Source organism: Pseudomonas sp. SDO5271_S396 (genome assembly GCF_054071795.1).
On record NZ_JBSVWB010000001.1, the window covers coordinates 273,902 to 293,584 of the forward strand.

Sequence of the window (19,683 nt, forward strand, 5' to 3'; positions counted from 1 at the left end):
ATCAGATCTTCTGGTTCTTTTCCAGGTCCCACTTCTTCGGTGTACCGGTTTTCACGGTGTCGCCGGTGAAGGAGTCGAACTCGTAGCTGATGGTGGTGAAGTTGATCGAGATGGTTTCGCTCGGGCGCTCGCCGTTACTGCTGGCGGAGTACGAGCTGATGATGGCGCTGCCGAGGATCAGTTTGAGGAACACCTGTTGTTTCTTGTCCGGACCGCCGGTCTGGATGAAGTGAATCTCGGCATCGCCCAGGCTCTTGCCGCACACCGCTTGCATGAACAGGTCGGCCGAGGCCAGGTCGGTGGCCTTGCTCAGGGAGATTTCCGAGAACGACGGGTTGCTGGTGTCACGGTCGGTGCCGCCACCGCTGGTGGAAATCGCGCGGCCAACGCCCATCTGCATGGCGTCGATGGTGATCCAGTCAGTGTGCGCCTCAACGGTGGAGGTGCCTTTGATTTGGGTGCCTTTGAAGTTCAGCAGGATCATGATGGTTACCTTTCAGGGTTGATCAGTTTTTTATGAGGCTTTGGTGGACGGCAGCTTGGAAACCAGACGCAGGGACACGGTCAGGCCTTCGAGCTGGTAGTGCGGGCGCAGGAAGAACTTGGCGCCGTAGTAGCCGGGGTTGCCTTCGATCTCTTCCACCACCACTTCAGCGCCGGCCAGTGGCTTGCGGGCCTTGTCGGCATCGGTGGCGGTGGCCGGGTTGTGTTCCACGTAGCGACCGATCCAGTTGTTGAGCCAGATCTGCATGTCGTCGCGCTCTTTGAACGAGCCGATCTTGTCGCGCACGATGCACTTCAAGTAGTGCGCGAAGCGGCAGGTGGCGAACAGGTACGGCAGGCGCGCGGCCAGGTTGGCGTTGGCGGTAGCGTCCGGGTCTTCATACTCGGCAGGCTTGTGCATCGACTGCGCGCCGATGAACGCGGCCAGGTCGCTGTTCTTCTTGTGCACCAGCGGCATGAAACCGTTCTTCGCCAGCTCGGCTTCACGACGGTCGCTGATGGCGATTTCGGTCGGGCAGGTCATGTCCACGCCGCCGTCGTCGGTCGGGAAGGTGTGCACGGGCAACCCTTCCACCACGCCGCCGGATTCGATGCCGCGAATCTGCGAGCACCAGCCGTAGTGTTTGAACGAGCGGTTGATGTTCACCGCCATCGCATAGGCGGCGTTGGCCCAGGTGAAGTCCTTGGCGCCGGCGGCGTCGGTGGTCTCTTCGAAGTCGAATTCTTCCACCGGGTTGGTCTTGGCACCGTAAGGCGCACGGGACAGGAAGCGTGGCATGGCCATGCCCACGTAGCGCGAGTCTTCACTGGCGCGGAAACTGCGCCAGGCGGCGTGTTCCGGGGTCTGGAAGATCTTGGTCAGGTCACGCGGGTTGGCCAGTTCCTGCCACGACTCCATCAGCATCACGCTGGGGTCGGCGGCGGTGATCAGTGGGCAGTGGGCAGCGGCACTGACGCGAGCCATCTGGGTCAGCAACTCGACGTCCGGCGCGCTGTTGTTGAAGTAGTAATCCGCCACGAACGCGCCGTAGGGCTCGCCACCGAACTGGCCGTATTCCTCTTCGTAGAGTTTCTTGAAGATCGGGCTCTGGTCCCAGGCCACACCTTTGAACTTGCGCAGGGTCTTGTGCACTTCGTTCTTGGAAATGTTCATCACCCGAATCTTCAGCGACTCGTCGGTCTCGGTGTTGTTGACCAGGTAATGCAGGCCGCGCCAGGCGCTTTCCACGCCCTGGAATTCCTCGTGGTGGAGGATGTGGTTGACCTGCTCGGTGAGCTTCTGGTCGAGGGCGGCGATCAGGCCTTCGATGGTGCCGAGCACGTCGTTGGGCATCAGGTTGGTGCCGTGCAAGGCCTGTTCAGCCAGGGTGCGCACGGCGGTTTCCACCGCTTCCTTGGCCTTGTCGGTCTTGGGCTTGAACTCTTTCTGCAACAGGCTGGCGAAGTCGCCGGCGTCGAATTCCGTGGCCGGAGCGAGTTGCCCTGGCTGTTCCGATTGCGTAGTGGACATGACGGTATCCTTGAATTTTGGGCAAACGCGTCCCGTACCGGGGCAAACGAGGCACCGGCGGCGTAAGCGTTCAGTCGGTTATTCGGGGTGGTTATTCAGTCGGCTTGGGCGCACTGCTCAAGGCTTGCATCACGGTCGGATCGGCAAGCAGCTTGGCCAGCAGTTCCTCGGCACCGACCTTGCCGTCCATGTAGGTCAGCAGGTTCGACAACTGGCTGCGCGCGGTGAGCAACTGGTTGAGGCTGGGCACCTTGCTGGCAATGGCGGCCGGGCTGAAGTCGTCCATCGACTCGAAAGTGATTTCCACCGGCAGGTTGCCTTCGCCGGTCAGGGTGTTGGGCACCTGGAACGCCACGCGTGGTTTCATCGACTTGAGCCGCTCGTCGAAATTGTCGATGTCGACTTCCAGGAACTTGCGTTCGGCCACCGGCGGCAGCGGCTCGGCCGGTTTGCCGGAAAGGTCGGAGAACACGCCCATCACGAAGGGCAGCTGCACGGTTTTTTCCGAACCGTAGATCTCCACGTCGTACTCGATCTGGACGCGCGGCGCACGGTTGCGGGCGATGAATTTCTGACTGCTTTCTTTGGCCACAGGAATAGCTCCAGTGAGTGAGGGTTAGGACGAAAAGGGTCAGTTGTCGCTGTTGCGAATACCGCTGACCAGCGCCAGTTGCGCAAGCCCGTCGGGGGCGAGGTCTTGCAGCAATTCCATGAAATTCTTGTCGATCAGCGTCTTGGCCCGTTGCAACAGAAACGGCACCGGGCTTGCGGGTTCGTGGGTCTGGAAATAAGTGCACAGGCGGTCGATGGCCTGGCGCGCGTCGTCACGGCTGTTGATCTCGCCGCGCGGGGCCTGGGGCGCGACGGCGACAGGCGCTGTTGCGGCTTCTGGCGTGACGTTCTCGACGACCTGCACCGATGCGCCTCCGGGCTGATACCGATGAATCGCTTCGCCGGCCCGGCGCAGCAAGGTGGCCAGGCCGCTCAGGTCGATGGCGCGGCCCACGCCGACTTTTTCGGTCAAGCGTTGCTCGATCTGCACGCTCAGGGTCATGGCCTGTGTCAATGCCGCCTCGGTGGCGCTCAACGCGGCAGGATCCGCTTCGGCAAACGCGCCGTCGATCATGCCCAGGCTGAGGCCGTCACCCTCGCCGCCTTGCTCGGTGCCGGCCAACTCGATCTGGCGCAGGCTGATGGGTCCCACATTGCGGGCGTTGACCAGCGGCGCATCCAGCGCATCGCGCAACAGGCCGACGGGCTCACACAGGAACGCCAGGATATTGATGCGCAGCAGCGGGTCGTTGTCGTCGTCAGGATCCAGTTGCGGGTGCAGGCCGTCCCAACAGTGTTCCAGCAACGCGTGCACCAGTTGCAGGCCCGCGGCCAGCCCGGCGAAGCCTTGCAGGTTGAGTTGCGCACGGGTCAGCCAGATGGCCAGACGCAGATCGCGACTGCGCTCCATCAGGGGCAAGGCGAGTTGCATCACCCGCTTCCAGTTAGGCTCGATGGCCTGGGTGATGGTGTCGCCGTACTGCACTTCGGGTTTGCCGAGGGCCTCTTCTTCCAGTTCGAGGAATTCGGGGTCGTATTCGAAGTTCTGGCCACAGGCATCGGCCTCGCCCAAGGGCAAGGCCAGCGCAGTGAAATCCAGTGGTTGAGCTTCGGTGGGCAGGCCCATCGTACTTCCCTCGTGCAAGTTGTTCTGGGGATAGAACAAGCGAGGGAAATGATTTATTCCGCGGGACCGGAAAATTTCTTAATGCGAGCTTTCCTCGGCCACACGCCGCCGATGAGACTCGGCATACGCCGCCTTGCGCGACAGCAGCAACGGGTCGTCCGAAGGCTCGATGCCGGGCGGCAACTGCAGCGGGTTGAAATCAACGTCGCGGCAGGCACCGTCCATCTGGGACTGCTGGTCGTCGATCACCAACACGCCGGCGTCTATCTGCCTCCGACCTTCAGGCCAGAGCACCGTGGCATCGGTGGTGACATCCCCGGGCTCGGCCAGGGTGAAGATCAGGTGCCAGCGCGCCGGGCCTTGATCCAGCAAGGTGGCGAAGCCAAAGGCGAGGAAATCCGGGTCGCTGCGCTGCCCGGCTGTCATCTCCTTGTAAGGCGTCTCAGGCACCATGCTCCAGCGCACGAAGCGCACCCGCCCCTGGGCGTCGATCATGCGGAAGGCATTGACGCTGTAGAACGTGGTGTTGTCGAACCCGGAAGAGCCGGGATGCTCCTCCAGCCAGGTCTCGAACGGGCGCATTTCGGGATGGGTGTCCTTGAAAGCCTGCATCTTGTCCGGGTCGGGACCGACGCCGCCGTACTCCGGCACCGAGGCGCGCAATTGCGCGTAGAAGCCTTCGGGCGTGTTCACGGCAAACACCGGCACGGAGTTCATCGCCAGGTACCAGGGCTCTTCATCGCTGCCGACCAGCCACAGGGCCATGCTGCGAACCATGCCATGTTCATCGGCCTGGGTCGGGTCGCCGCCGGCGGCGGACAGGCGGCCGATCACGGGCACGGTGCCACGCTGCAACACGACGGCGCGGGAAATTTCCACCGCGTTGCCGTTGCTTTCAAATCGGCCGCTGATGCACTGGCCCTTGGCGTGATTGCGACGAAAACCGGGATGGGCACCGCCGGCGACGTTTTCCATTTCATCGACGATGCGCTCGGCGGTGGCCGAGGGAACATACAAGGAGGAAAAAAGCCACGCACCGAGGCCGACGATTGACACCGCAGTGAGGGCAAGAGGCAGGCGATGACGTTTTTTCAGCAGAAGAAGTTTTTTCATCAAGCTATCTGGGATCGCGGCATTGGGTACCCATGCCCGACCCCAGCATGGTCATTTCTGGATGCCGGCGATCCACAGGGGAGCGGGCGAACCAGTAAACAACTGGCCTGCGCTGCGGTCGGCGACAAGTCGGGCAACGGCGTTGAGGTCCACACCTTCGGGCTCGCCGATCAGGGCGTAGCCCAGTTCGGACTGACGCCAGGTGACAACGTTCATTTGCGCGACGCTTTGCTGGGTGATGGACTGGTCCGGTTTCGGCTCTTTCATCACACACAGCGCGACGGGCGCACCATTGGCCGGCAAATATACCAGCTGAATCAGCGCTTTGTTGTTAAAACGCAAACGCTGCACACGCTTGAAGGTCAGGCCGGCGGCGCTGAGGTCCGGCACGCGCAGGGCAAGACCGTCGATGTTGCGGATATCGGCCAGGGTCTTGATGACGGCATCGGACGGCTGAGCGCCATAGGCCACGGTTTCGCGCGTATAGAGATGCTGGTATGCCGCCGCCTGTTGCACCCAGGGCGAGGCTTGCGCAACCGCGGGCGCGGATGCATCAAAACCGGGCTTGAGCACGCCGCTGAACGCACCAACTTGAAGCACCAGCGCGTAACAGGCCGCACCCGCGACGAAGGTCAGCGCAGGCCATGCAAATTTAGGTTGGAGAAACGCGAACAGGCGACCGAAAACGCTGTCTGTTCTACCAGTCGTCGGAGCAGAGGCCGTTTTCGGCGCCTGGGCAGCCGTATGCTGAGCCGCCAATGCCGCAATACTGAGCTTCAGACTCTCGGGAACCGGAGGCACGTTCTGCCGGGCAAATGCTTCCTCATAAGGCAGGCAGGAAGCCATCAACCGAGAGACTCGTTGAGCCAGGTCCGGCGAAGCGTCTATGAGCCGCTCTAGCTCCTGGTTCTGTTGCGGCGAAAGGTCGCCGTCAACATAAGCCATTAGCAAGGCATCATCCGCTACCATGGGGTTATCTCTCCGTTTGTATTCATCAATTTTTTGCTGTGTGGTTCCCGGCTTTGTGAGCCGAAGCGGCGAGTCAGCGGGTAGCGACAAGCCATCATATTGATATCATCTTTACTGTTGCAACAGGGCAAAAAAACTTTAAAGCAACCAGCGAATACTCGGCGACACGTGCAAATACTCTAAGAGAACACCCTAAAACTGAAAATATTCCCAGCGTCGAATAAATCTTATATGTTTCACTCAGTGTCTGGCGAATTTTCCTGACACGATTGTCAGAAATACTGGCCTGTTACATGCATAAGCTTTCAAAAAGCTTTCAAATTGATACACTTTGTCAGCATCTTGATACAATTCACTGCGACCCCAGGACCCTCAGCACGCAAAAAGGACGCCGCGACACAGGCATCCGCTACGGTATCGACCTCGTAGCCTGACCGCACCATTTTAGGCAACAAGAAATAAAAAGAGGAAATATGTCGATCACCGGTGCTGACTTACCCGCACTGCTCCCGGAACTGCTGCCCCGCTTGTGGGCATTCGCCTTGCGCATTTCCGGCGACAAGCACGATGCCGAAGACCTGGTTCAGCTCGCCTGTGTCCGCGCGCTGGAACGCTCCCATCAGTTGCAGCCCGACACGTCGGTACTGAGCTGGATGTTTTCGATCGTCCATTCCACCTGGATCAACGAACTGCGCTCGCGCAAAGTACGCAGCCGTTCGCGGATGGACTGGAACGACGAGTTCCTGGAAACCGTCAGCGACCCCGAGGCGCCCAACCCGGAGTCCGACCTGATGCACCGGCAGATCATCGAAGCGGTGGAAAAACTCCCCGAAGGCCAGCGCGAAGTCATGCTGCTGGTGGGGGTCGAACGCTTCAGCTACAAGGAAGCCGCCGAAATGCTCGACCTGCCGATCGGGACCATCATGAGTCGCTTGTCCCGGGCGCGTCAGGCGATCGGCGCGCTTTTTGATTCGCCAAAAAGCAAACCTTTGCGCGCTCGGCCCCAAAGTTCGTCCGCCTCCTGACAACCGCTCTGGATCGGCCTCCTGACGGGATCACCCGAAGGATTACGCCACCCCGCCGCCTTCACCGCGAAACGTACTGGGGCTGACGCCCGTCCAGCGCTTGAAAGCCCGCCGAAAACTGCGCACATCGCGGTAGCCGACCTCCTCGGTGATCCGCTCGATGGACAGCCCCGGATTGCCCAGCAAGCCCATGGTTCGCGCACGCCGCACCTGCTCCAGCAGCGCTTCGAAGGTCAGGCCGTGTTCGGTGAGGCGCCGGCGCAGGGTGCGGCCACTCATGTTCAGGTCGCCGGCGACCTTTTCCAGCTGGCTGCCTTGCAAATCACGGGCGATGGCCCGCTCCACCGCCTGGATCAGGTCCATCTTCTGATGCAACTGGGCGCTTTCCAGCTCCAGCAATTCCAACGCCTGGCGCAACGCCAGCGCATGGTGATTGGGCAGACACACATCCAGCCAATGGGACGCCAGCACCATGCGATTGTGCAGGCAACCAAAACGCACGTCGGCGCCGAACAATCGCGCGTACTCCGCCTGATACGGCGGCGCGGCGTGCACGAACTCCACCCGCAACGGCATGAAACCCGGCCCGACCAGCGCGCGCCCGTAGACCATCAGGCTGGCGAAAAACTCCTCGGCGGCAAACACCTGTACCTCGGCATAGGGCAGCAGGCATTCGACGTCGATAAACACTTCCGGGCCGTGTTCATGGGTACGCGTGGTGGCGATGCCGCCGGAGGTGTGCTGATGACGCTCGCCAATGGCGAAGGCATCGCGCAAGGTCTTGCACAGGGAAATCACATGGCCGAGCAACCCCAGGGTACCCAGCACATTCTGATTGCCCACCCACAGCCCCAGCCCCTGATCGGGCAAGGCCTTGAGCGCGCGCTGGATCATCGCCACGGCCTGGCGATAGGAGATCCGCTGGGCCGGGTCATCCAGGTCGGCCAGGGTAAATCCCAGGCCCCGGCACAGCGCTTCGGCACTGGCGCCCTTTTGCGCCACCACCTGCCCGAGGGTTTGCAGCAGAAACGGCGACACAAGCGCCAGCTCGAAATGCGGGTCAACGGCTTTCCTTTGCATGGATCACGGCTTCCTGACTGAGTGCATCAGTTCTTGTTTTAGAAACATTCTGACAATCATAGGCGCTTGCAAGAGTCGCTGCACCCTGAGTGAAAACTGTCCGGCAAAGTCCCCCTATCTGTCCTCCAAAACCCTGCCCCGCCCGGCCTTCAAGGCTTATTTCTATGGCCAGCAGTGCCCTAACAATAATTAAAGAGGCCAGACATGAACCCCACCCGTGCGCTTCACCCGCTGCAACTCGCCCTGTTGAGCCTGATCAGCCTGCCGGCGCTGGCCACCGAAGGCGGCGTCGACAACATCGGTCCCGGCACCGACGGCTTCTACACCCTGCCCCTGGACGTGAACAACCTGCCGGACCACATGTTCGCCTTCAACCTGTACTACAACCATTACGAAGCCCGCAAACTGGACATCAGCTCCCTGGGCGGCAAGGTTTCCGAGGTGCGGATCAAATCCGACGCGATCATCCCGCGTCTGGACTACCTCAGCCCCGTACGCATTTTCGGCGGGCGCCTGGGCGGCTATATCGCCCAGCCTTACCTCAAGCAACAAGTGTCGCTGTTCGGCATGTCCGATACCCGCGAAAGCATGGGCGACACGACGCTGGCGCCGATCATCCTGTGGGACATGGGCCCCGACCTGACCCTGGCCGCCGCCGTGGAAATCACCCTGCCCACCGGCGAATACGATTCCGCACGCCTGGCCAACACCAGCAACAACTTCTACACCTACAAACCGCTGGTCTCGGCGACCTGGCTGCCCACCGACCGCACCGAGCTGTCGATCAAAGCCACCTACAGCTTCAACGAAGAAAACCACGACACCGACTACCGCTCCGGGCAGATCTTCCACTTCGACTACTCGGCCAGCTACAAAGTGACCGACAACCTGAGCCTGGGGCTCAACGGCTACTACCTCAAACAGACCACCGACGACAAACAGTACGGGCGCACCGTCACCAATATCTTCGGCGAGGATGTGGACGACGGCGTACGCGGCCAAGTGTTCGCCATAGGCCCTGCGGTGTATTTCACCTTCCTCAAATACGCCAGCGCCGAAATCCGCTGGGCCAAGGAATTCGACGTGAAAAACCGCCCCGAAGGCGACATGTTATGGGCCAAGCTCACCATCCCTTTCGCCCTGTAGACCCACACGGACTCTGTGGTGAGCAGGCTTGCCCTGCGCTGGGCTGCGCAGCGGCCCCAATAAGACCACCCGCGCTTCCCCGGGCACGCCGAGGTTTCGGGTTTCAGGGCCGCTGCGCGCCCCGACGCTGCTGTTAAACCCGCTTTGTCAGCTATACACCGGCCAGCGCTCGACGATCTTGCCACCCCGCACCGCCAGCAAATCACCGAACTGCAACAGCACGAATTCGCTCTGGGTCGGGCGCAGGAATACCTGGTCTTCGACGTTCAAGCCTACCGCCGGCGAGCCATTGACCATTTCCTGGTTGGAACTGCGCCCATACAGGTCGTTGCTTTGCAGCCCCTGGGGCGATTCGAACTCCGCCAGCCAGTTGCCGCCATAAATAAAGTAGGTGCCGCGCTGGTTCGGATCCCACCACGAAAACATCCGCGACTTGCCGTCCAGCGCCGGGATGTTCACCGGCCCGGTTCTTTTCAACACGGGCGTGGCGATAAACGCCGCCGGCACGTGTTCGCTCAGGGACGGCAGATCGTAATGAGTGGGCTTGAGCAGCGCTGTACCCACCGAGACCTCACTGCTGAGGCGTTCCTGCTCATGGATGCGGTAACTCGGGCTGCCCGCCGTGTTCAGCGTCAGCCCGTCGCGCCACAGCCCGGCGAACTGCTGTCGGACGAAATCCACATGCCCGTTGTAGCGCTGCATCACCTGTTCGAACAACGCCTGGGGCGAGCCAAGAATCCCCGGCACGCCCATACCCACGAACGGGTCATAACCCATGAAACCGGCAAACTCCAGGTGCTGCGGGTGCGTGCCGATCAGCGTGAGCATCTGCCCCAGCATCGCGTTATCACTGACTCCACCACGGTGCAGCCCCACATCCAGCTCGATATTGACCCGCAACCGCGTACCCAAGCCCTGGGCCAGCGCCAAATACTGTTGCAGCCGCTCCGGCGTATCCAGCAACCATTGCAACTGGCGCGACGGGTCGAACGGTCCTTTATGGGCCTGGTAGAAAATCTCCGCCGAACGCACCGGCAGCGGCTTGCCCAACAGGATATCGGCCTCGGGAAACACCTGAGCATCGTGGTTCAGGAACGGCTGGTGAAACGACATCAGGCGCTGCGTTCCCGCCCGCTGGGCGATATACGCCAACAAGCCCGGCGACGGCAGCGACTTTTCCACCAGCCGCAGGTGCTTGCCGCCGCGCTTGACCGACTGCACCACCACATCGATGTTGTGATCCAGGCGATCGAGGTCGATCAGCATCACCGGACGCATCGGCCCATGGGCCTTGAGCTCGGCGTTGAGGGTGCGGAAATAGTCGCTGTACGGCCCGCCGCGATCACTCGGACGCAAGCCCCACGCCCCGGCGACCAGCAACGCCCCGGCGCCCATTACAAAATGTCGGCGTTTCATCAGACCACCCCCAGGATGGATGCCAGGTGCGCGTTGAGGAATTTGCCGCCAGGGTCGAGCTCGCGGCGCACGCGGGCGAATTCGTCCCAACGCGGGTACAGCGGCTGCAAGGTGCGGGCGTTGAGGCTGTGCAACTTGCCCCAGTGCGGGCGCCCGGCGTACTTCCAGAAAATCGGCTCCACGGCGGCGAAGAAATTATGGTGGTCCATGGCGTGGTGCTGGTGCACGGAGATCGAGCAACTGTCGCGCCCCTCGAACATGCTCAGGGGAATGTCGTCGGCCTTGACGTAGCGGTACTCGATGGGAAACCAGGTGCGCAGGTCCTTGTCGGTGATCAGCTTGAGGATCTCGCGCAGGCACGCCGGGCCCTGCTCGGCGGGCACGGAATATTCCATCTCGTTGAAACGCACATTGCGCACGTTGGCATACACCTGGAACGACTCGGCCACCCGATCCTCGAAGCTGGCGAAAAAGCGCAGGCTGTTGAGCAAGGTGCGCCGGGTGTCGGGAAAGTCGCTGGCGTATTTGTCGAGCTTTTCGATGATCGACACAAACTCATTGCCGCCCGCTTCCGCCGGGTCGACCGGTGGCGTTTCGGGGTCGCTGGTTTCGTTAAGGGCGATGGCCAGGGCGTAGTCGGAATGGGTCACCACCAGCATTTCCCAGTGCTGGTTTTCCCGGGTGTGCTTGTCGACTTCCTCCAGCAGCTCTTCGGTCCTGGCGATCCACTGGCGTTCGCGCAGGCGATACGGCGCGCGGTTCTGCGAGCGGATCTGCGTGGCCACCCCCAACGCGCCGAGGGACACCCGCGCCGCGTTGAACACCTCGGGGTGGCGCTGGGCGTCGCAGTCCAGCACCTCGCCGGTGGCGGTCACCAGTTGCAGGCCGGTGACACAACCGGAATACGAGGTAAACCCCACGCCCGTGCCGTGGGTAGAAGTGGAAATCGCGCCGGCCAGGGTCTGGTAATCGATGTCCGCCATGTTCGGCAGCGCCTGGCCCACCGCTTTCAGCGCCGGCCCCATGCGCGACATCGGCGTGCCGGCGGCGAAGGTGGCTTGCAGGCTGGCCGGGTCATGGTCGAGCAGTCCGTTGAAGTAACTCAGCGACAACAAGGTGCCGTCGGTGGGCACCAAGGCGCTGAAAGAATGCGCCGAACCCACGGGGCGAATCTGCCCCGGCGCCTGACGGATCGCCTGCACCAGTTCATCCAGGTTCTTCGGTGCCAGGCGCGCCAGGGGCAGGCAGGTTTGTGCCCCCGACCAGTTGCGCCAGGGAATCAAGCGTGGCGCCCGGGCCAATTGGGCCAGCACCGGGTTGCTGGTCAACGCCAGGAAAGCCCCGGCCAAGCCGCTACGCTGCAACAGTTGCCGCCGTGAAAGCGTCATCCGCCCTCTCCCCTTTCTTATGGCTGGATGGAAACATCGGCCATAAAGCTGATCAGCGCCACAAACTGCTCCTCGGAACACTGCATGCACAGGCCCATCGGCGGCATGCCGTTGTAGCCGTTGATGCTGTGATCCAGCAGGGTGTCCGCGCCCTGGGCCACGCGCGGGCTCCACGCGGTACGGTCGCCGGTCAGCGGCGCACCGGAGGCCGGGTTGGCGTGGCACAGCTTGCAACTGGTGTCGTACACCTGCGCCAACGCCGCATCCGTGGGCATGGCGTTGGCCGCCGTGGCGGGTCCGGGGGCGTGTTTCGTGGTGTCGTCACAGGCGCTCAGCAGGCCGAAAACGGCCAGCGACAAGACAATGCGGCGCATGGCCACCCTCTCTGCTTATTGGTGTGGAAAGCGACTTTCACACTAAGGCAGCGAGGGCTTCACGTTGAGGGTTTTGGCGGACACAAAGGGGGCTTGTCAGGCCAGCAGCAAACGCTCCAGCGCGTCATGCAGCCCGGGATGCTGCGGCAAGCGAATCCCCAGGGTATCGCGCAACACCGCCAGCACTTCATCCACCTGCTTCAGGGTGCGCTTGTCACTCGGTCGGTCCAGGTAATGCACTGCGTAGTTGGCATTGCCCAGGGTATAGCGCCGCCCCGGCGCCAGCAGCGCGGCCTTCAACTGGCCGACGAAGGATGACTGCGGGTGGGTGGAGACGTACCAGTTGCCGATTTCGTAGTCGATATCGGCCTGTTCCTCCAGGTCGAACACGTACAGACACCGCCACTCCTCGCCCACCTGGGCCCACAGCGTGTAATGGCCGTTGTTGAAGGTCAGGCGATACGGTTCGTGGGCCGTCACCTGGGGCGCCTCGGTGTCCAGCCGCAACGGGCTGCTCGGCACCATGCCGCCAAAACCGACGTCGGTGACATAGTGCACGCCGTCCAGCGTCACCAGGCTCAAGCGATGGGTGCGCCCGGTTCGCACGTCCGGCGGCCCGCCCATCACCACCCACCCCGTCAGGCCGCGCGCCTCGAAGCCCAGTTCCTGCAACAGCGCCAGGAACAACTGGTTCAACTCGAAGCAATAACCGCCGCGCCCATCGAGCAAGACCTTTTGCTCGACACTCGCCAGGTCCAGCGGCACCGGCAAATGCAACAGCGACGACAGGTTTTCAAAGGCAAAAGTACACACATGGCGCAACTGCAACTCCCGCAAAGTTTGCAGCGTGGGCGGTGGCGGCGCGTCGTAGGCCAGGCGTTGCAGGTACAGGCGGCTGTGGGTCAGATGGGACATGGCACACTCCTTGGGCGCATGGCAAAGGCGCCACTATGCCGCGCCAGTATGCACCTTGTCATTTTGACTGAACCTTTTGGAACCTTGCGCTCTCCATTTATAACAAGACAGGGAGGCAACATGAGCAGCGCGAAAATCTACACCATCCACTACCAACTGCACGGTCAACCGAAAACCTTCGTCGTCCGCGCCGAACTGATGAACAACGCCGAAGCCTGGCACTGGGCAGCCGTGGACGCGGATATTGCCCACGTCAGTCGTGTAGGACGTGTGGGGCATGAGCAGGTGAAGAAGACCACACGACCGTGGGCGGAGAAGTTCGGGATCAGTGAGGTAACGTGGGTGGCGCCGAGATAAGCAAGAAAAACCCCGCTGATCAGGCGGGGTTTTTATAGGTAACGACTTCGATGACAGGTGTACCTGAAGTCAGAGATTGCGTGGTAGTGATGCCCCCTCCGTCAGCGCCTTACTGCTTGCCCAGGAAGCTGGCCGTGCGCTCGACCACCTCATCCAGCCGGGTGTCCATGGCAAAGTGTCCCGCGTCGAGAATCTCGATGCTCGCCGTGGGCAGATCGCGCTTGAACGCCTGCGCCCCCTCGACGATAAACGCCGGATCGTACTTGCCCCACAGCACCAGCGTGCGAGGCGCATGGCTGCGCAACCAGGCCTGCCATGCCGGGTAAGCGGCGATGTTGGTGCGATAGTCGTAGATCAGCTCCATCTGGATGGCCGCCTCACCCGGACGATTGAGGAAGGCGACCTCGTCGTGCCACAGGTCGGGATCGTAGGCACTGACATCCGGGTCGGTGCCGATATGGCGCGCCCGCGTCAGCTCCACCGAAAGATGCGCCGTTTGAATCGCAGCCTCATGGGCCGCGCGGTTCTCCCAGTACGCCTTGCGGGTCTCCCACATCTTGCCCAGGCCTTCGCTGTACACGTTGCCATTCTGGAAGATCATTGCCGTTATCGCCTGCGGCCTGGCCATCGCCAGACGCATGCCCACCGGCGCGCCGTAGTCCTGCATGAACAGCGCGTAGCGCTTGACGCCCACGGCATCGGTAAAGTGCGCCATCAGTTGGGCGTAATGATCGAAGGTATAGCTGAACTGGCCCGGAGCGGGTGCGTCGCTGTTGCCAAAGCCCGGGTAGTCAGGCGCGATCAAGTGGAAGCGTCCCCCCAGGCGACGCATCAAGGCGTCATACATCCGCGAAGAGCTCGGCACGCCATGCAGCAGCAAAACGGCGGGAGCCTCAGGATCACCAATCTCGCGATAGGCGATCTTGACGCCGTCCACCACCACATCGCGGTAAGCCATCCGGACCGACGCCGCCCCCGAAGAGGCCGCACAGGCCTCACCCGCTCCCACCAGAAATGCCAACAACACACCCAGATAACCCTTGGCCCGAAAAGACATAACCATCACTCCTTTATCACTACGTTGAGAGGTTCCCGAACTGGCCGCGTCGTACGGCTAGCCCGCTGAACCAAATGATCAACGTCTTTGTTTTTGATAAGAAGCGACGCCCCGGGCAATGGATCGTTTCGTGGAATGAAATGGTGGTTGCCAGCTACCGGCCAGTGACAGCTTGCGGGACGAGGTTGCTGTGGATGAGATTGCTCTCCACACTTCAACGCCTTACAGGAGATCAACATCCCATGCGTGAACGCAAAGCCGCTCGATTGCTCGTCATCAGCCCCTCTCGAAAAGTCCTGCTATTCAGATTTGTGCATAAAAACGGGGCCTTGGCCGGCGACAACTACTGGGCCACCCCAGGCGGTGGGTTGGAAGCAGGAGAAACGTTCCACGCCGCCGCGTTGCGTGAGCTACGCGAAGAAACCGGTATTCAGACCACCACCGTCACAGGCCCCGTAGCGGAGCGCAACGTTGCATTGCGCCTGCCCGACGGTGAAAAGGTATTGGCGGTCGAGCAGTATTTTGTTGTGCACGCGCAGAGCGAGAGCGTTTCCAGTGCGCAATGGACGACACACGAGACCCAAGTCATGGCGGAACATTACTGGTGGTCGGTTCAGGAACTGAAGGACACGGAGGAACAGGTGTGGCCGGAGGGGTTGGTGGGCATGCTTGAGGGGGTCTTTGATTCCCCTGCAGAGCGTGGGAACGGTCATCAAGGCTTGACCACCGAAATCGCCGGACACTGAAACCTGTAGTCCACTCTTTTTTGGATAAAGTCGGTCTCATTGTCTTGCACCTCGCAGCAGTACGTAGTGGCGGTTAGCTTTCGTACGCTACTTGCAGATCAATGGTGCTATTTTTTTAACAGGCTCCCGATGCGGCACACCATTGAGCAGGCTTAGTTCACTGATCTTGAATTTGCAGCCGCTCGATGTATTGCTCACCAGGACAACTTCATATTGCGACCCTGGCTCAGTGCGAAAGCTTAAACCGCCGAGGCAGCGTCCAGGGAAAGGGGTGACCGCAATATTGACCGTTTGACCGCCTTTGAACGAGTACTCTGCTGCTTCTCGCGAGTTTGGATCGGGAGAATCAATCATTCCAATTCTTTTAGGCGCTCGCGCGCGCAGTGACTCTATAAAGTTGTCGACGGGATTGTCAAAAACCACAAGTGCACCGTTATTACAGTCTGTCTCAGGGTATAGGTTAATCCATCCCATCTCTCGCGGAGAAACAAAGCGAACCTTGGTTGAAGATTCGCTATTGTCCTCGACTATTGGAATATTCTGAGAGACACACCCTGCTGTTCCGACGAGCAACACAAAACCAAGAAATGATAAATTCAGCCTCATGCCCCCTCCCTGGGTTTAATCAAAGGTATTGGTTTCTTTATACTCAGCCCTGACAGCGGCTCGGTCCATCACAGGTTTGGCTGTGAACAGATAGGTCTTGCCAGGTTTGGCGTCGACACTGACAAAAGGATAGGCTACGCCATACCCATAATTAACTCTCAATGCAACACCGTATACCCCAGGAGCAACTTTTACCTTACCGTAATCCACAATTGAATTGGGTTCCAGTACAGGTTTCCCCACGACTGGGTATATAGCAACTACCGTAGTTGATAGCCCACCCAACGACCAATCATTCTCGGACTTGAAGTAGGCACTTGCATCATTGGCAAGCCCCTCCGCGCCACGAGCGACGACGTTTTGTGTACATCCTGATATCTGCACTGCAAAGGCGAGCACGCTGACGAGATGGAAAAGTTTTTTCATGGCTTCCTGCCGATTCAGACAAAGTCAAAGTCTAAAATAACACTCCCACTAAACCTTTAAAGATGAACATCGATGATCGGAACCGCTGACCTTAATGAAAAGCAACATACTGACCTCGCTATTATTATATTTATAACCGCAGTTTAGAGACCGTCTCACTGTTTATCTCTTCAATAACATCCCCATTGAAAAGCTAAAAACTCATAAAACGATAGGACAAGCTGATATCACACCGCCACTATCCAGTCAACGCCTTGCTATTGTCTATTTAATAATTAGATGTGGAGCCTTCAGCCACTAATCGCCTTTGTGGCTAGCCCTCCCCAAACAACCATCCCTCCCGGCACCAACACTCCCAACACCACCCACGGAATCGCACCCGCCCCGCAAGACTCCAACATTATCCCGCCAATCACTCCACCCCCTGCAAACGCCAGGTTGAAAACCGTCACCAACGTCGACTGCGCAATGTCACCCCCCTCCCCGGCAACATCCGCCAGAGCGGTTTGCAACAAGGTAGGCGCACCACCAAAACTCATTCCCCACAGGACGATACCCAGATAAATCGCACTGACCGACAGCCCGCCCACCCCAAAGGCAAACGCAACCAGGGTGAAGGCTGCAAGGCTAAGCAACATCAGGCGCCGAAGCCTGCCGTCAATCAACACGCCCGTAATCCATAGCCCAACCAGCGCCGCCATGCCAAATGCAAAGAGCCCCCGCTCCACCTGATCGGCCATCCCGACGGAGGCCAGGAACGCAGCAATGTAGGTATAGAGCGTGTAGTGCGCCAGAATCCAAAGCATGACCACCACCAGTACTGGCCGCACACCTGGGGTAAGCAAAACGGTGCGCAGCGGCAGGCGTCGGTCGGAGCGCTGGCCTGGGTAGTCAGGCACGTTGAGGCAGATCCAGGCCATCAGTAACAGGCTTAGCCCGCAGAGCGTGCCGAACACCCAACGCCAGCCTGAAAACTGGCCGAGCCAGGTGCCCAGCGGTACGCCGAAGGCCAAGGCCAGTGGGATGCCGAGCATGGCCAGCGCCATGGCACGGCCGTGCAACGCTGGGGCGACCAGGCGTCTGGCGTAGCCGGCCAGCAGGCTCCAGGCCAGGCCGGTGGCGATACCGACGAAGAAGCGCGCAGCCAGCGTCAAGGAAAACCACGGCGACAGGGCGGTCACCGCATTGCACACAAAAAACACGGCGACGGCCAGCAGCAGGACCAAACGCCGGCTCCACCCCTGAAGTGCGAGGGTCAATGGAATGGCCGCCAACCCGGAGCCGAGTGCGCACAGGGTCACCAACTGGCCCGCCCAGGCTTGCGACACCCCGAATGCCTCGGCGATTTGCGGCAGTATCCCTGCGGGGACGGTTTCGTTGGCGGTGGCGATGAAGCTGCCCAGGGTCAGGGCCAGCAAAGCCGCCAGTGGCAGGCGTGTGGTGGAGCGATGTGCGCTCTCGCCGGGTGGGGTTAAAACGCTATTTTCAAGTTGCGGTTCGCCGTTCATGACCTGTGCTCAACGGGATAGGAGGCACCAGTGTGGGGAATTGCAATGGTTTTGATAATTAGCCTACTCTTTGAAGAATTATCAAAACTGAATTGAATATGGCCACTGACCGATTGGGTGATATGCGTTTGTTCGTCGAGGCGGCAGCACTCGGCAGTTTGTCTGCTGCGGGACGCAAACTGGCGCTGTCGCCTGCTGCGGCCAGCGCGCGGCTGATCAAGCTGGAAGCGGCGTTGCGCACCAAGTTGTTTGATCGCACCACGCGCCAGCTGCGCCTCACGGAAGAAGGCCGGTTTTACTTGCAGCAGTGCTGGGTCGCCTTGCGGGCGATCGATGAGGCCGAAGCCGGGCTTCAAGCCAGTCAAACAGAAGTGCGGGGCAAGGTGCGGATATCCGCTTCGGCTGATTTTGGCCGCAACCTTTTGAACGATTGGCTTGAGGCATTCAGCAAGTTGCATCCGCAGTTGCGCGTGGCGCTGACATTGTCGGATTCGGTGTCGAACCTGATGCAGGATGATGTCGATCTGGCTATCCGGTTTGGCCAACCCCAGGACGGCTCGATGATCGCCAGGCAACTGGCGCCCAATTGGCGGGTGCTGTGCGCCTCGCCCGATTACCTGGCGCGATACGGCGAGCCACAAACACCTACCGACCTGGATCATCACACGTTCATCGTGCTGGTAACGTCCGCAGGCCCCTTGAACACCTTTCACTTCACCGTGGACGGTCAGGAATGGAACCACACCGTGCCCATGAACCAAGCCTGGGAAACCAACGATGGCGCGCTCGCTCGCGCCTGGGCGTTGGCCGGACACGGCATCGCCCGCAAGACCATTTGGGATGCGGCCGCCGACATCCGTGCTGGACGGCTGAAAGTCCTGTTGCCGGAGTTTTGTGTGCGTGAGGCCGGCGTCTATGCGGTGCTGCACGGCAATCGCTACCGGGTTCCCCGGGTACGGGTGTTGCTGGATTTTCTGACTGATCATTTTGGTCGCGCAACCGAAGCGCTGTTGCTCGACGTTGAAGCGCCGCGTGCGAGGAGATTGTGAGCCGGCTCTGGCAGCCAGGGGGGTTTCGTTGTTTGAATAGTCTTCAGGGGAAGTTGCACAAGCGTTGCCCCATGAGCGTTTGCTGACCCACTTGTCGACACCAGAAATGCGCTAGTTTGTTGTCTCGATGATTTATCGCTCAGGGAGAGCGCCATGCCTTTGGAAATCCAGCTTTCGACAAATGTGACTGAAGCAGAGAGGTCAGGAATCTTGAACCCGCTGCTGGCCCATAACCAGTCCAAGGGTGGGGACGATGCCCACGAAACATTTGCGTTGTTGCTACGAGCCCCCAATAGCGATGAAGTCATTGGTGGACTGTATGGCAAGGTCTCTTATCGATGGCTACTCATTGATCTTGTCAGTGTTTCCGAGTCGATGCGGGGTCAGGGTCTCGGAGAGCGGTTGATGCACATGGCGGAAGACGTCGCGAAGAAAAAGCACTGCATTGGTATCTGGCTGGAGACCTTCAGTTTTCAGGCACCGGGGTTTTATCAAAAACTGGGTTACTCCGAGTTTGGACGCCTGGCAGATTATCCGCCGGGGCATACCCGGTTCTATTATCAGAAACGGCTGTGCTGACAGGGTATTGGCCGATTGCTTCACTTTTTGCTTGGATGCATTGGTTATTTGGCGCTGGTCTTTTGCGTCAAATTTGGGTTGGAGGCTGTCTTTCGCGAATTACCGCTATCGGCCATAAGCAGTCATTCGAGCGTGTCCATAAAATGCATGAAGACTCAGTCGGAACTGATAAACCCTTTTGGGAACTGGTGGAAGGTGAACGCGCTCAGCTAGCTATTTCTCTTCAGGGACTGCATC

Annotated in this window: 21 protein-coding genes; 6 read left to right on the plus strand and 15 right to left on the minus strand. The window is 60.2% G+C overall.

Annotation, left to right across the window (positions count from 1 at the left end; all coding sequences use genetic code 11):
* Window position 1: 1 nt before the first annotated feature.
* The 6 genes from ACW9IN_RS01270 to ACW9IN_RS01295 form a co-directional block, all read right to left on the minus strand.
* Entirely contained in the window at window positions 2-484 is a 483-nt protein-coding gene (locus ACW9IN_RS01270) for a type VI secretion system tube protein Hcp (protein ID WP_457364163.1), read from the minus strand.
* Between the two features lie 30 nt (window positions 485-514).
* Window positions 515-2,014, minus strand: a complete 1,500-nt coding sequence (gene tssC, locus ACW9IN_RS01275; RefSeq protein WP_457364164.1) for a type VI secretion system contractile sheath large subunit — start codon at window positions 2,012-2,014, stop codon at window positions 515-517.
* A gap of 91 nt (window positions 2,015-2,105) precedes the next feature.
* The gene (gene tssB / locus ACW9IN_RS01280; RefSeq protein WP_457364165.1) at window positions 2,106-2,606 is read right to left on the minus strand and encodes a type VI secretion system contractile sheath small subunit; all 501 of its coding nucleotides are present in this window, start codon (window positions 2,604-2,606) and stop codon (window positions 2,106-2,108) included.
* Between the two features lie 39 nt (window positions 2,607-2,645).
* A complete protein-coding gene (gene tssA / locus ACW9IN_RS01285; RefSeq protein ID WP_457364166.1) occupies window positions 2,646-3,692 on the minus strand; it encodes a type VI secretion system protein TssA in 1,047 nt (348 codons plus the stop codon).
* Between the two features lie 78 nt (window positions 3,693-3,770).
* On the minus strand, window positions 3,771-4,805 hold the full coding sequence (locus ACW9IN_RS01290) for a catalase family peroxidase (RefSeq protein ID WP_457364167.1): 1,035 nt from the start codon (window positions 4,803-4,805) through the stop codon (window positions 3,771-3,773).
* Window positions 4,806-4,856: 51 nt separating this feature from the next.
* Window positions 4,857-5,774 (minus strand): anti-sigma factor family protein, encoded by a 918-nt coding sequence (locus ACW9IN_RS01295; protein WP_457364168.1) that lies wholly within the window; start codon window positions 5,772-5,774, stop codon window positions 4,857-4,859.
* A gap of 473 nt (window positions 5,775-6,247) precedes the next feature.
* On the opposite strand from ACW9IN_RS01295, the gene ACW9IN_RS01300 reads away from it, so the two are divergent.
* The gene (locus ACW9IN_RS01300) at window positions 6,248-6,799 is read left to right on the plus strand and encodes an RNA polymerase sigma factor (protein ID WP_457364169.1); all 552 of its coding nucleotides are present in this window, start codon (window positions 6,248-6,250) and stop codon (window positions 6,797-6,799) included.
* Between the two features lie 42 nt (window positions 6,800-6,841).
* On the opposite strand, the gene ACW9IN_RS01305 is transcribed toward ACW9IN_RS01300, so the two are convergent.
* A complete protein-coding gene (locus ACW9IN_RS01305; protein WP_457364170.1) occupies window positions 6,842-7,879 on the minus strand; it encodes an AraC family transcriptional regulator ligand-binding domain-containing protein in 1,038 nt (345 codons plus the stop codon).
* 204 nt (window positions 7,880-8,083) lie between these two features.
* On the opposite strand from ACW9IN_RS01305, the gene ACW9IN_RS01310 reads away from it, so the two are divergent.
* Entirely contained in the window at window positions 8,084-9,025 is a 942-nt protein-coding gene (locus ACW9IN_RS01310) for a SphA family protein (protein WP_457364171.1), read from the plus strand.
* 147 nt (window positions 9,026-9,172) lie between these two features.
* On the opposite strand, the gene ACW9IN_RS01315 is transcribed toward ACW9IN_RS01310, so the two are convergent.
* The 4 genes from ACW9IN_RS01315 to ACW9IN_RS01330 form a co-directional block, all read right to left on the minus strand.
* Entirely contained in the window at window positions 9,173-10,381 is a 1,209-nt protein-coding gene (locus ACW9IN_RS01315; RefSeq protein WP_457364243.1) for a DSD1 family PLP-dependent enzyme, read from the minus strand.
* 59 nt (window positions 10,382-10,440) lie between these two features.
* Entirely contained in the window at window positions 10,441-11,769 is a 1,329-nt protein-coding gene (locus ACW9IN_RS01320; RefSeq protein ID WP_457364244.1) for a D-arabinono-1,4-lactone oxidase, read from the minus strand.
* A 77-nt stretch (window positions 11,770-11,846) separates the two neighbouring features.
* Window positions 11,847-12,203, minus strand: a complete 357-nt coding sequence (locus ACW9IN_RS01325) for a c-type cytochrome (RefSeq protein WP_457364172.1) — start codon at window positions 12,201-12,203, stop codon at window positions 11,847-11,849.
* A 96-nt stretch (window positions 12,204-12,299) separates the two neighbouring features.
* Window positions 12,300-13,118 (minus strand): arylamine N-acetyltransferase family protein, encoded by an 819-nt coding sequence (locus ACW9IN_RS01330; protein ID WP_457364173.1) that lies wholly within the window; start codon window positions 13,116-13,118, stop codon window positions 12,300-12,302.
* Window positions 13,119-13,238: 120 nt separating this feature from the next.
* Here ACW9IN_RS01330 and ACW9IN_RS01335 point away from each other — a divergent pair, with 120 nt between their 5' ends.
* Window positions 13,239-13,475 carry a DUF6555 family protein gene (locus tag ACW9IN_RS01335; protein WP_457364174.1) on the plus strand — a complete coding sequence of 79 codons (237 nt, stop codon included), beginning with the start codon at window positions 13,239-13,241 and terminating at the stop codon, window positions 13,473-13,475.
* Between the two features lie 109 nt (window positions 13,476-13,584).
* On the opposite strand, the gene ACW9IN_RS01340 is transcribed toward ACW9IN_RS01335, so the two are convergent.
* Window positions 13,585-14,532: an alpha/beta fold hydrolase gene (locus ACW9IN_RS01340; protein ID WP_457364175.1), complete on the minus strand. Its 948-nt coding sequence runs from the start codon at window positions 14,530-14,532 to the stop codon at window positions 13,585-13,587.
* A 242-nt stretch (window positions 14,533-14,774) separates the two neighbouring features.
* Here ACW9IN_RS01340 and ACW9IN_RS01345 point away from each other — a divergent pair, with 242 nt between their 5' ends.
* Window positions 14,775-15,278: an NUDIX hydrolase gene (locus ACW9IN_RS01345; RefSeq protein WP_457364176.1), complete on the plus strand. Its 504-nt coding sequence runs from the start codon at window positions 14,775-14,777 to the stop codon at window positions 15,276-15,278.
* An 87-nt stretch (window positions 15,279-15,365) separates the two neighbouring features.
* Here the strand turns inward: ACW9IN_RS01345 and ACW9IN_RS01350 are convergent, their stop codons facing one another.
* The 3 genes from ACW9IN_RS01350 to ACW9IN_RS01360 form a co-directional block, all read right to left on the minus strand.
* Window positions 15,366-15,884, minus strand: coding sequence for a hypothetical protein (locus ACW9IN_RS01350; protein ID WP_457364177.1), 519 nt, complete (start codon window positions 15,882-15,884; stop codon window positions 15,366-15,368).
* A 15-nt stretch (window positions 15,885-15,899) separates the two neighbouring features.
* On the minus strand, window positions 15,900-16,310 hold the full coding sequence (locus tag ACW9IN_RS01355; RefSeq protein ID WP_457364178.1) for a hypothetical protein: 411 nt from the start codon (window positions 16,308-16,310) through the stop codon (window positions 15,900-15,902).
* Window positions 16,311-16,600: 290 nt separating this feature from the next.
* Window positions 16,601-17,818: an MFS transporter gene (locus ACW9IN_RS01360; protein ID WP_457364179.1), complete on the minus strand. Its 1,218-nt coding sequence runs from the start codon at window positions 17,816-17,818 to the stop codon at window positions 16,601-16,603.
* Window positions 17,819-17,916: 98 nt separating this feature from the next.
* Between ACW9IN_RS01360 and ACW9IN_RS01365 the strand changes: the two genes are divergently transcribed.
* Both ACW9IN_RS01365 and ACW9IN_RS01370 read left to right on the plus strand, forming a co-directional pair.
* The gene (locus tag ACW9IN_RS01365; RefSeq protein ID WP_457364180.1) at window positions 17,917-18,867 is read left to right on the plus strand and encodes a LysR substrate-binding domain-containing protein; all 951 of its coding nucleotides are present in this window, start codon (window positions 17,917-17,919) and stop codon (window positions 18,865-18,867) included.
* A 153-nt stretch (window positions 18,868-19,020) separates the two neighbouring features.
* Window positions 19,021-19,446, plus strand: coding sequence for a GNAT family N-acetyltransferase (locus tag ACW9IN_RS01370; protein ID WP_457364181.1), 426 nt, complete (start codon window positions 19,021-19,023; stop codon window positions 19,444-19,446).
* Window positions 19,447-19,683: the final 237 nt, after the last annotated feature.

Excerpts from the sequence above, each read along its gene's own strand:
- ACW9IN_RS01270 (WP_457364163.1), bottom strand. The coding sequence starts at position 484 with ATGATCCTGCTGAACTTCAAAGGCACCCAAATCAAAGGCACCTCCACC.
- tssC (WP_457364164.1), bottom strand. The coding sequence starts at position 2,014 with ATGTCCACTACGCAATCGGAACAGCCAGGGCAACTCGCTCCGGCCACG.
- tssA (WP_457364166.1), bottom strand. The coding sequence starts at position 3,692 with ATGGGCCTGCCCACCGAAGCTCAACCACTGGATTTCACTGCGCTGGCC.
- ACW9IN_RS01290 (WP_457364167.1), bottom strand. The coding sequence starts at position 4,805 with ATGAAAAAACTTCTTCTGCTGAAAAAACGTCATCGCCTGCCTCTTGCC.
- ACW9IN_RS01295 (WP_457364168.1), bottom strand. The coding sequence starts at position 5,774 with ATGGTAGCGGATGATGCCTTGCTAATGGCTTATGTTGACGGCGACCTT.
- ACW9IN_RS01300 (WP_457364169.1), top strand. The coding sequence starts at position 6,248 with ATGTCGATCACCGGTGCTGACTTACCCGCACTGCTCCCGGAACTGCTG.
- ACW9IN_RS01305 (WP_457364170.1), bottom strand. The coding sequence starts at position 7,879 with ATGCAAAGGAAAGCCGTTGACCCGCATTTCGAGCTGGCGCTTGTGTCG.
- ACW9IN_RS01310 (WP_457364171.1), top strand. The coding sequence starts at position 8,084 with ATGAACCCCACCCGTGCGCTTCACCCGCTGCAACTCGCCCTGTTGAGC.
- ACW9IN_RS01325 (WP_457364172.1), bottom strand. The coding sequence starts at position 12,203 with ATGCGCCGCATTGTCTTGTCGCTGGCCGTTTTCGGCCTGCTGAGCGCC.
- ACW9IN_RS01330 (WP_457364173.1), bottom strand. The coding sequence starts at position 13,118 with ATGTCCCATCTGACCCACAGCCGCCTGTACCTGCAACGCCTGGCCTAC.
- ACW9IN_RS01335 (WP_457364174.1), top strand. The coding sequence starts at position 13,239 with ATGAGCAGCGCGAAAATCTACACCATCCACTACCAACTGCACGGTCAA.
- ACW9IN_RS01340 (WP_457364175.1), bottom strand. The coding sequence starts at position 14,532 with ATGTCTTTTCGGGCCAAGGGTTATCTGGGTGTGTTGTTGGCATTTCTG.
- ACW9IN_RS01345 (WP_457364176.1), top strand. The coding sequence starts at position 14,775 with ATGCGTGAACGCAAAGCCGCTCGATTGCTCGTCATCAGCCCCTCTCGA.
- ACW9IN_RS01350 (WP_457364177.1), bottom strand. The coding sequence starts at position 15,884 with ATGAGGCTGAATTTATCATTTCTTGGTTTTGTGTTGCTCGTCGGAACA.
- ACW9IN_RS01355 (WP_457364178.1), bottom strand. The coding sequence starts at position 16,310 with ATGAAAAAACTTTTCCATCTCGTCAGCGTGCTCGCCTTTGCAGTGCAG.
- ACW9IN_RS01360 (WP_457364179.1), bottom strand. The coding sequence starts at position 17,818 with ATGAACGGCGAACCGCAACTTGAAAATAGCGTTTTAACCCCACCCGGC.
- ACW9IN_RS01365 (WP_457364180.1), top strand. The coding sequence starts at position 17,917 with ATGGCCACTGACCGATTGGGTGATATGCGTTTGTTCGTCGAGGCGGCA.
- ACW9IN_RS01370 (WP_457364181.1), top strand. The coding sequence starts at position 19,021 with ATGCCTTTGGAAATCCAGCTTTCGACAAATGTGACTGAAGCAGAGAGG.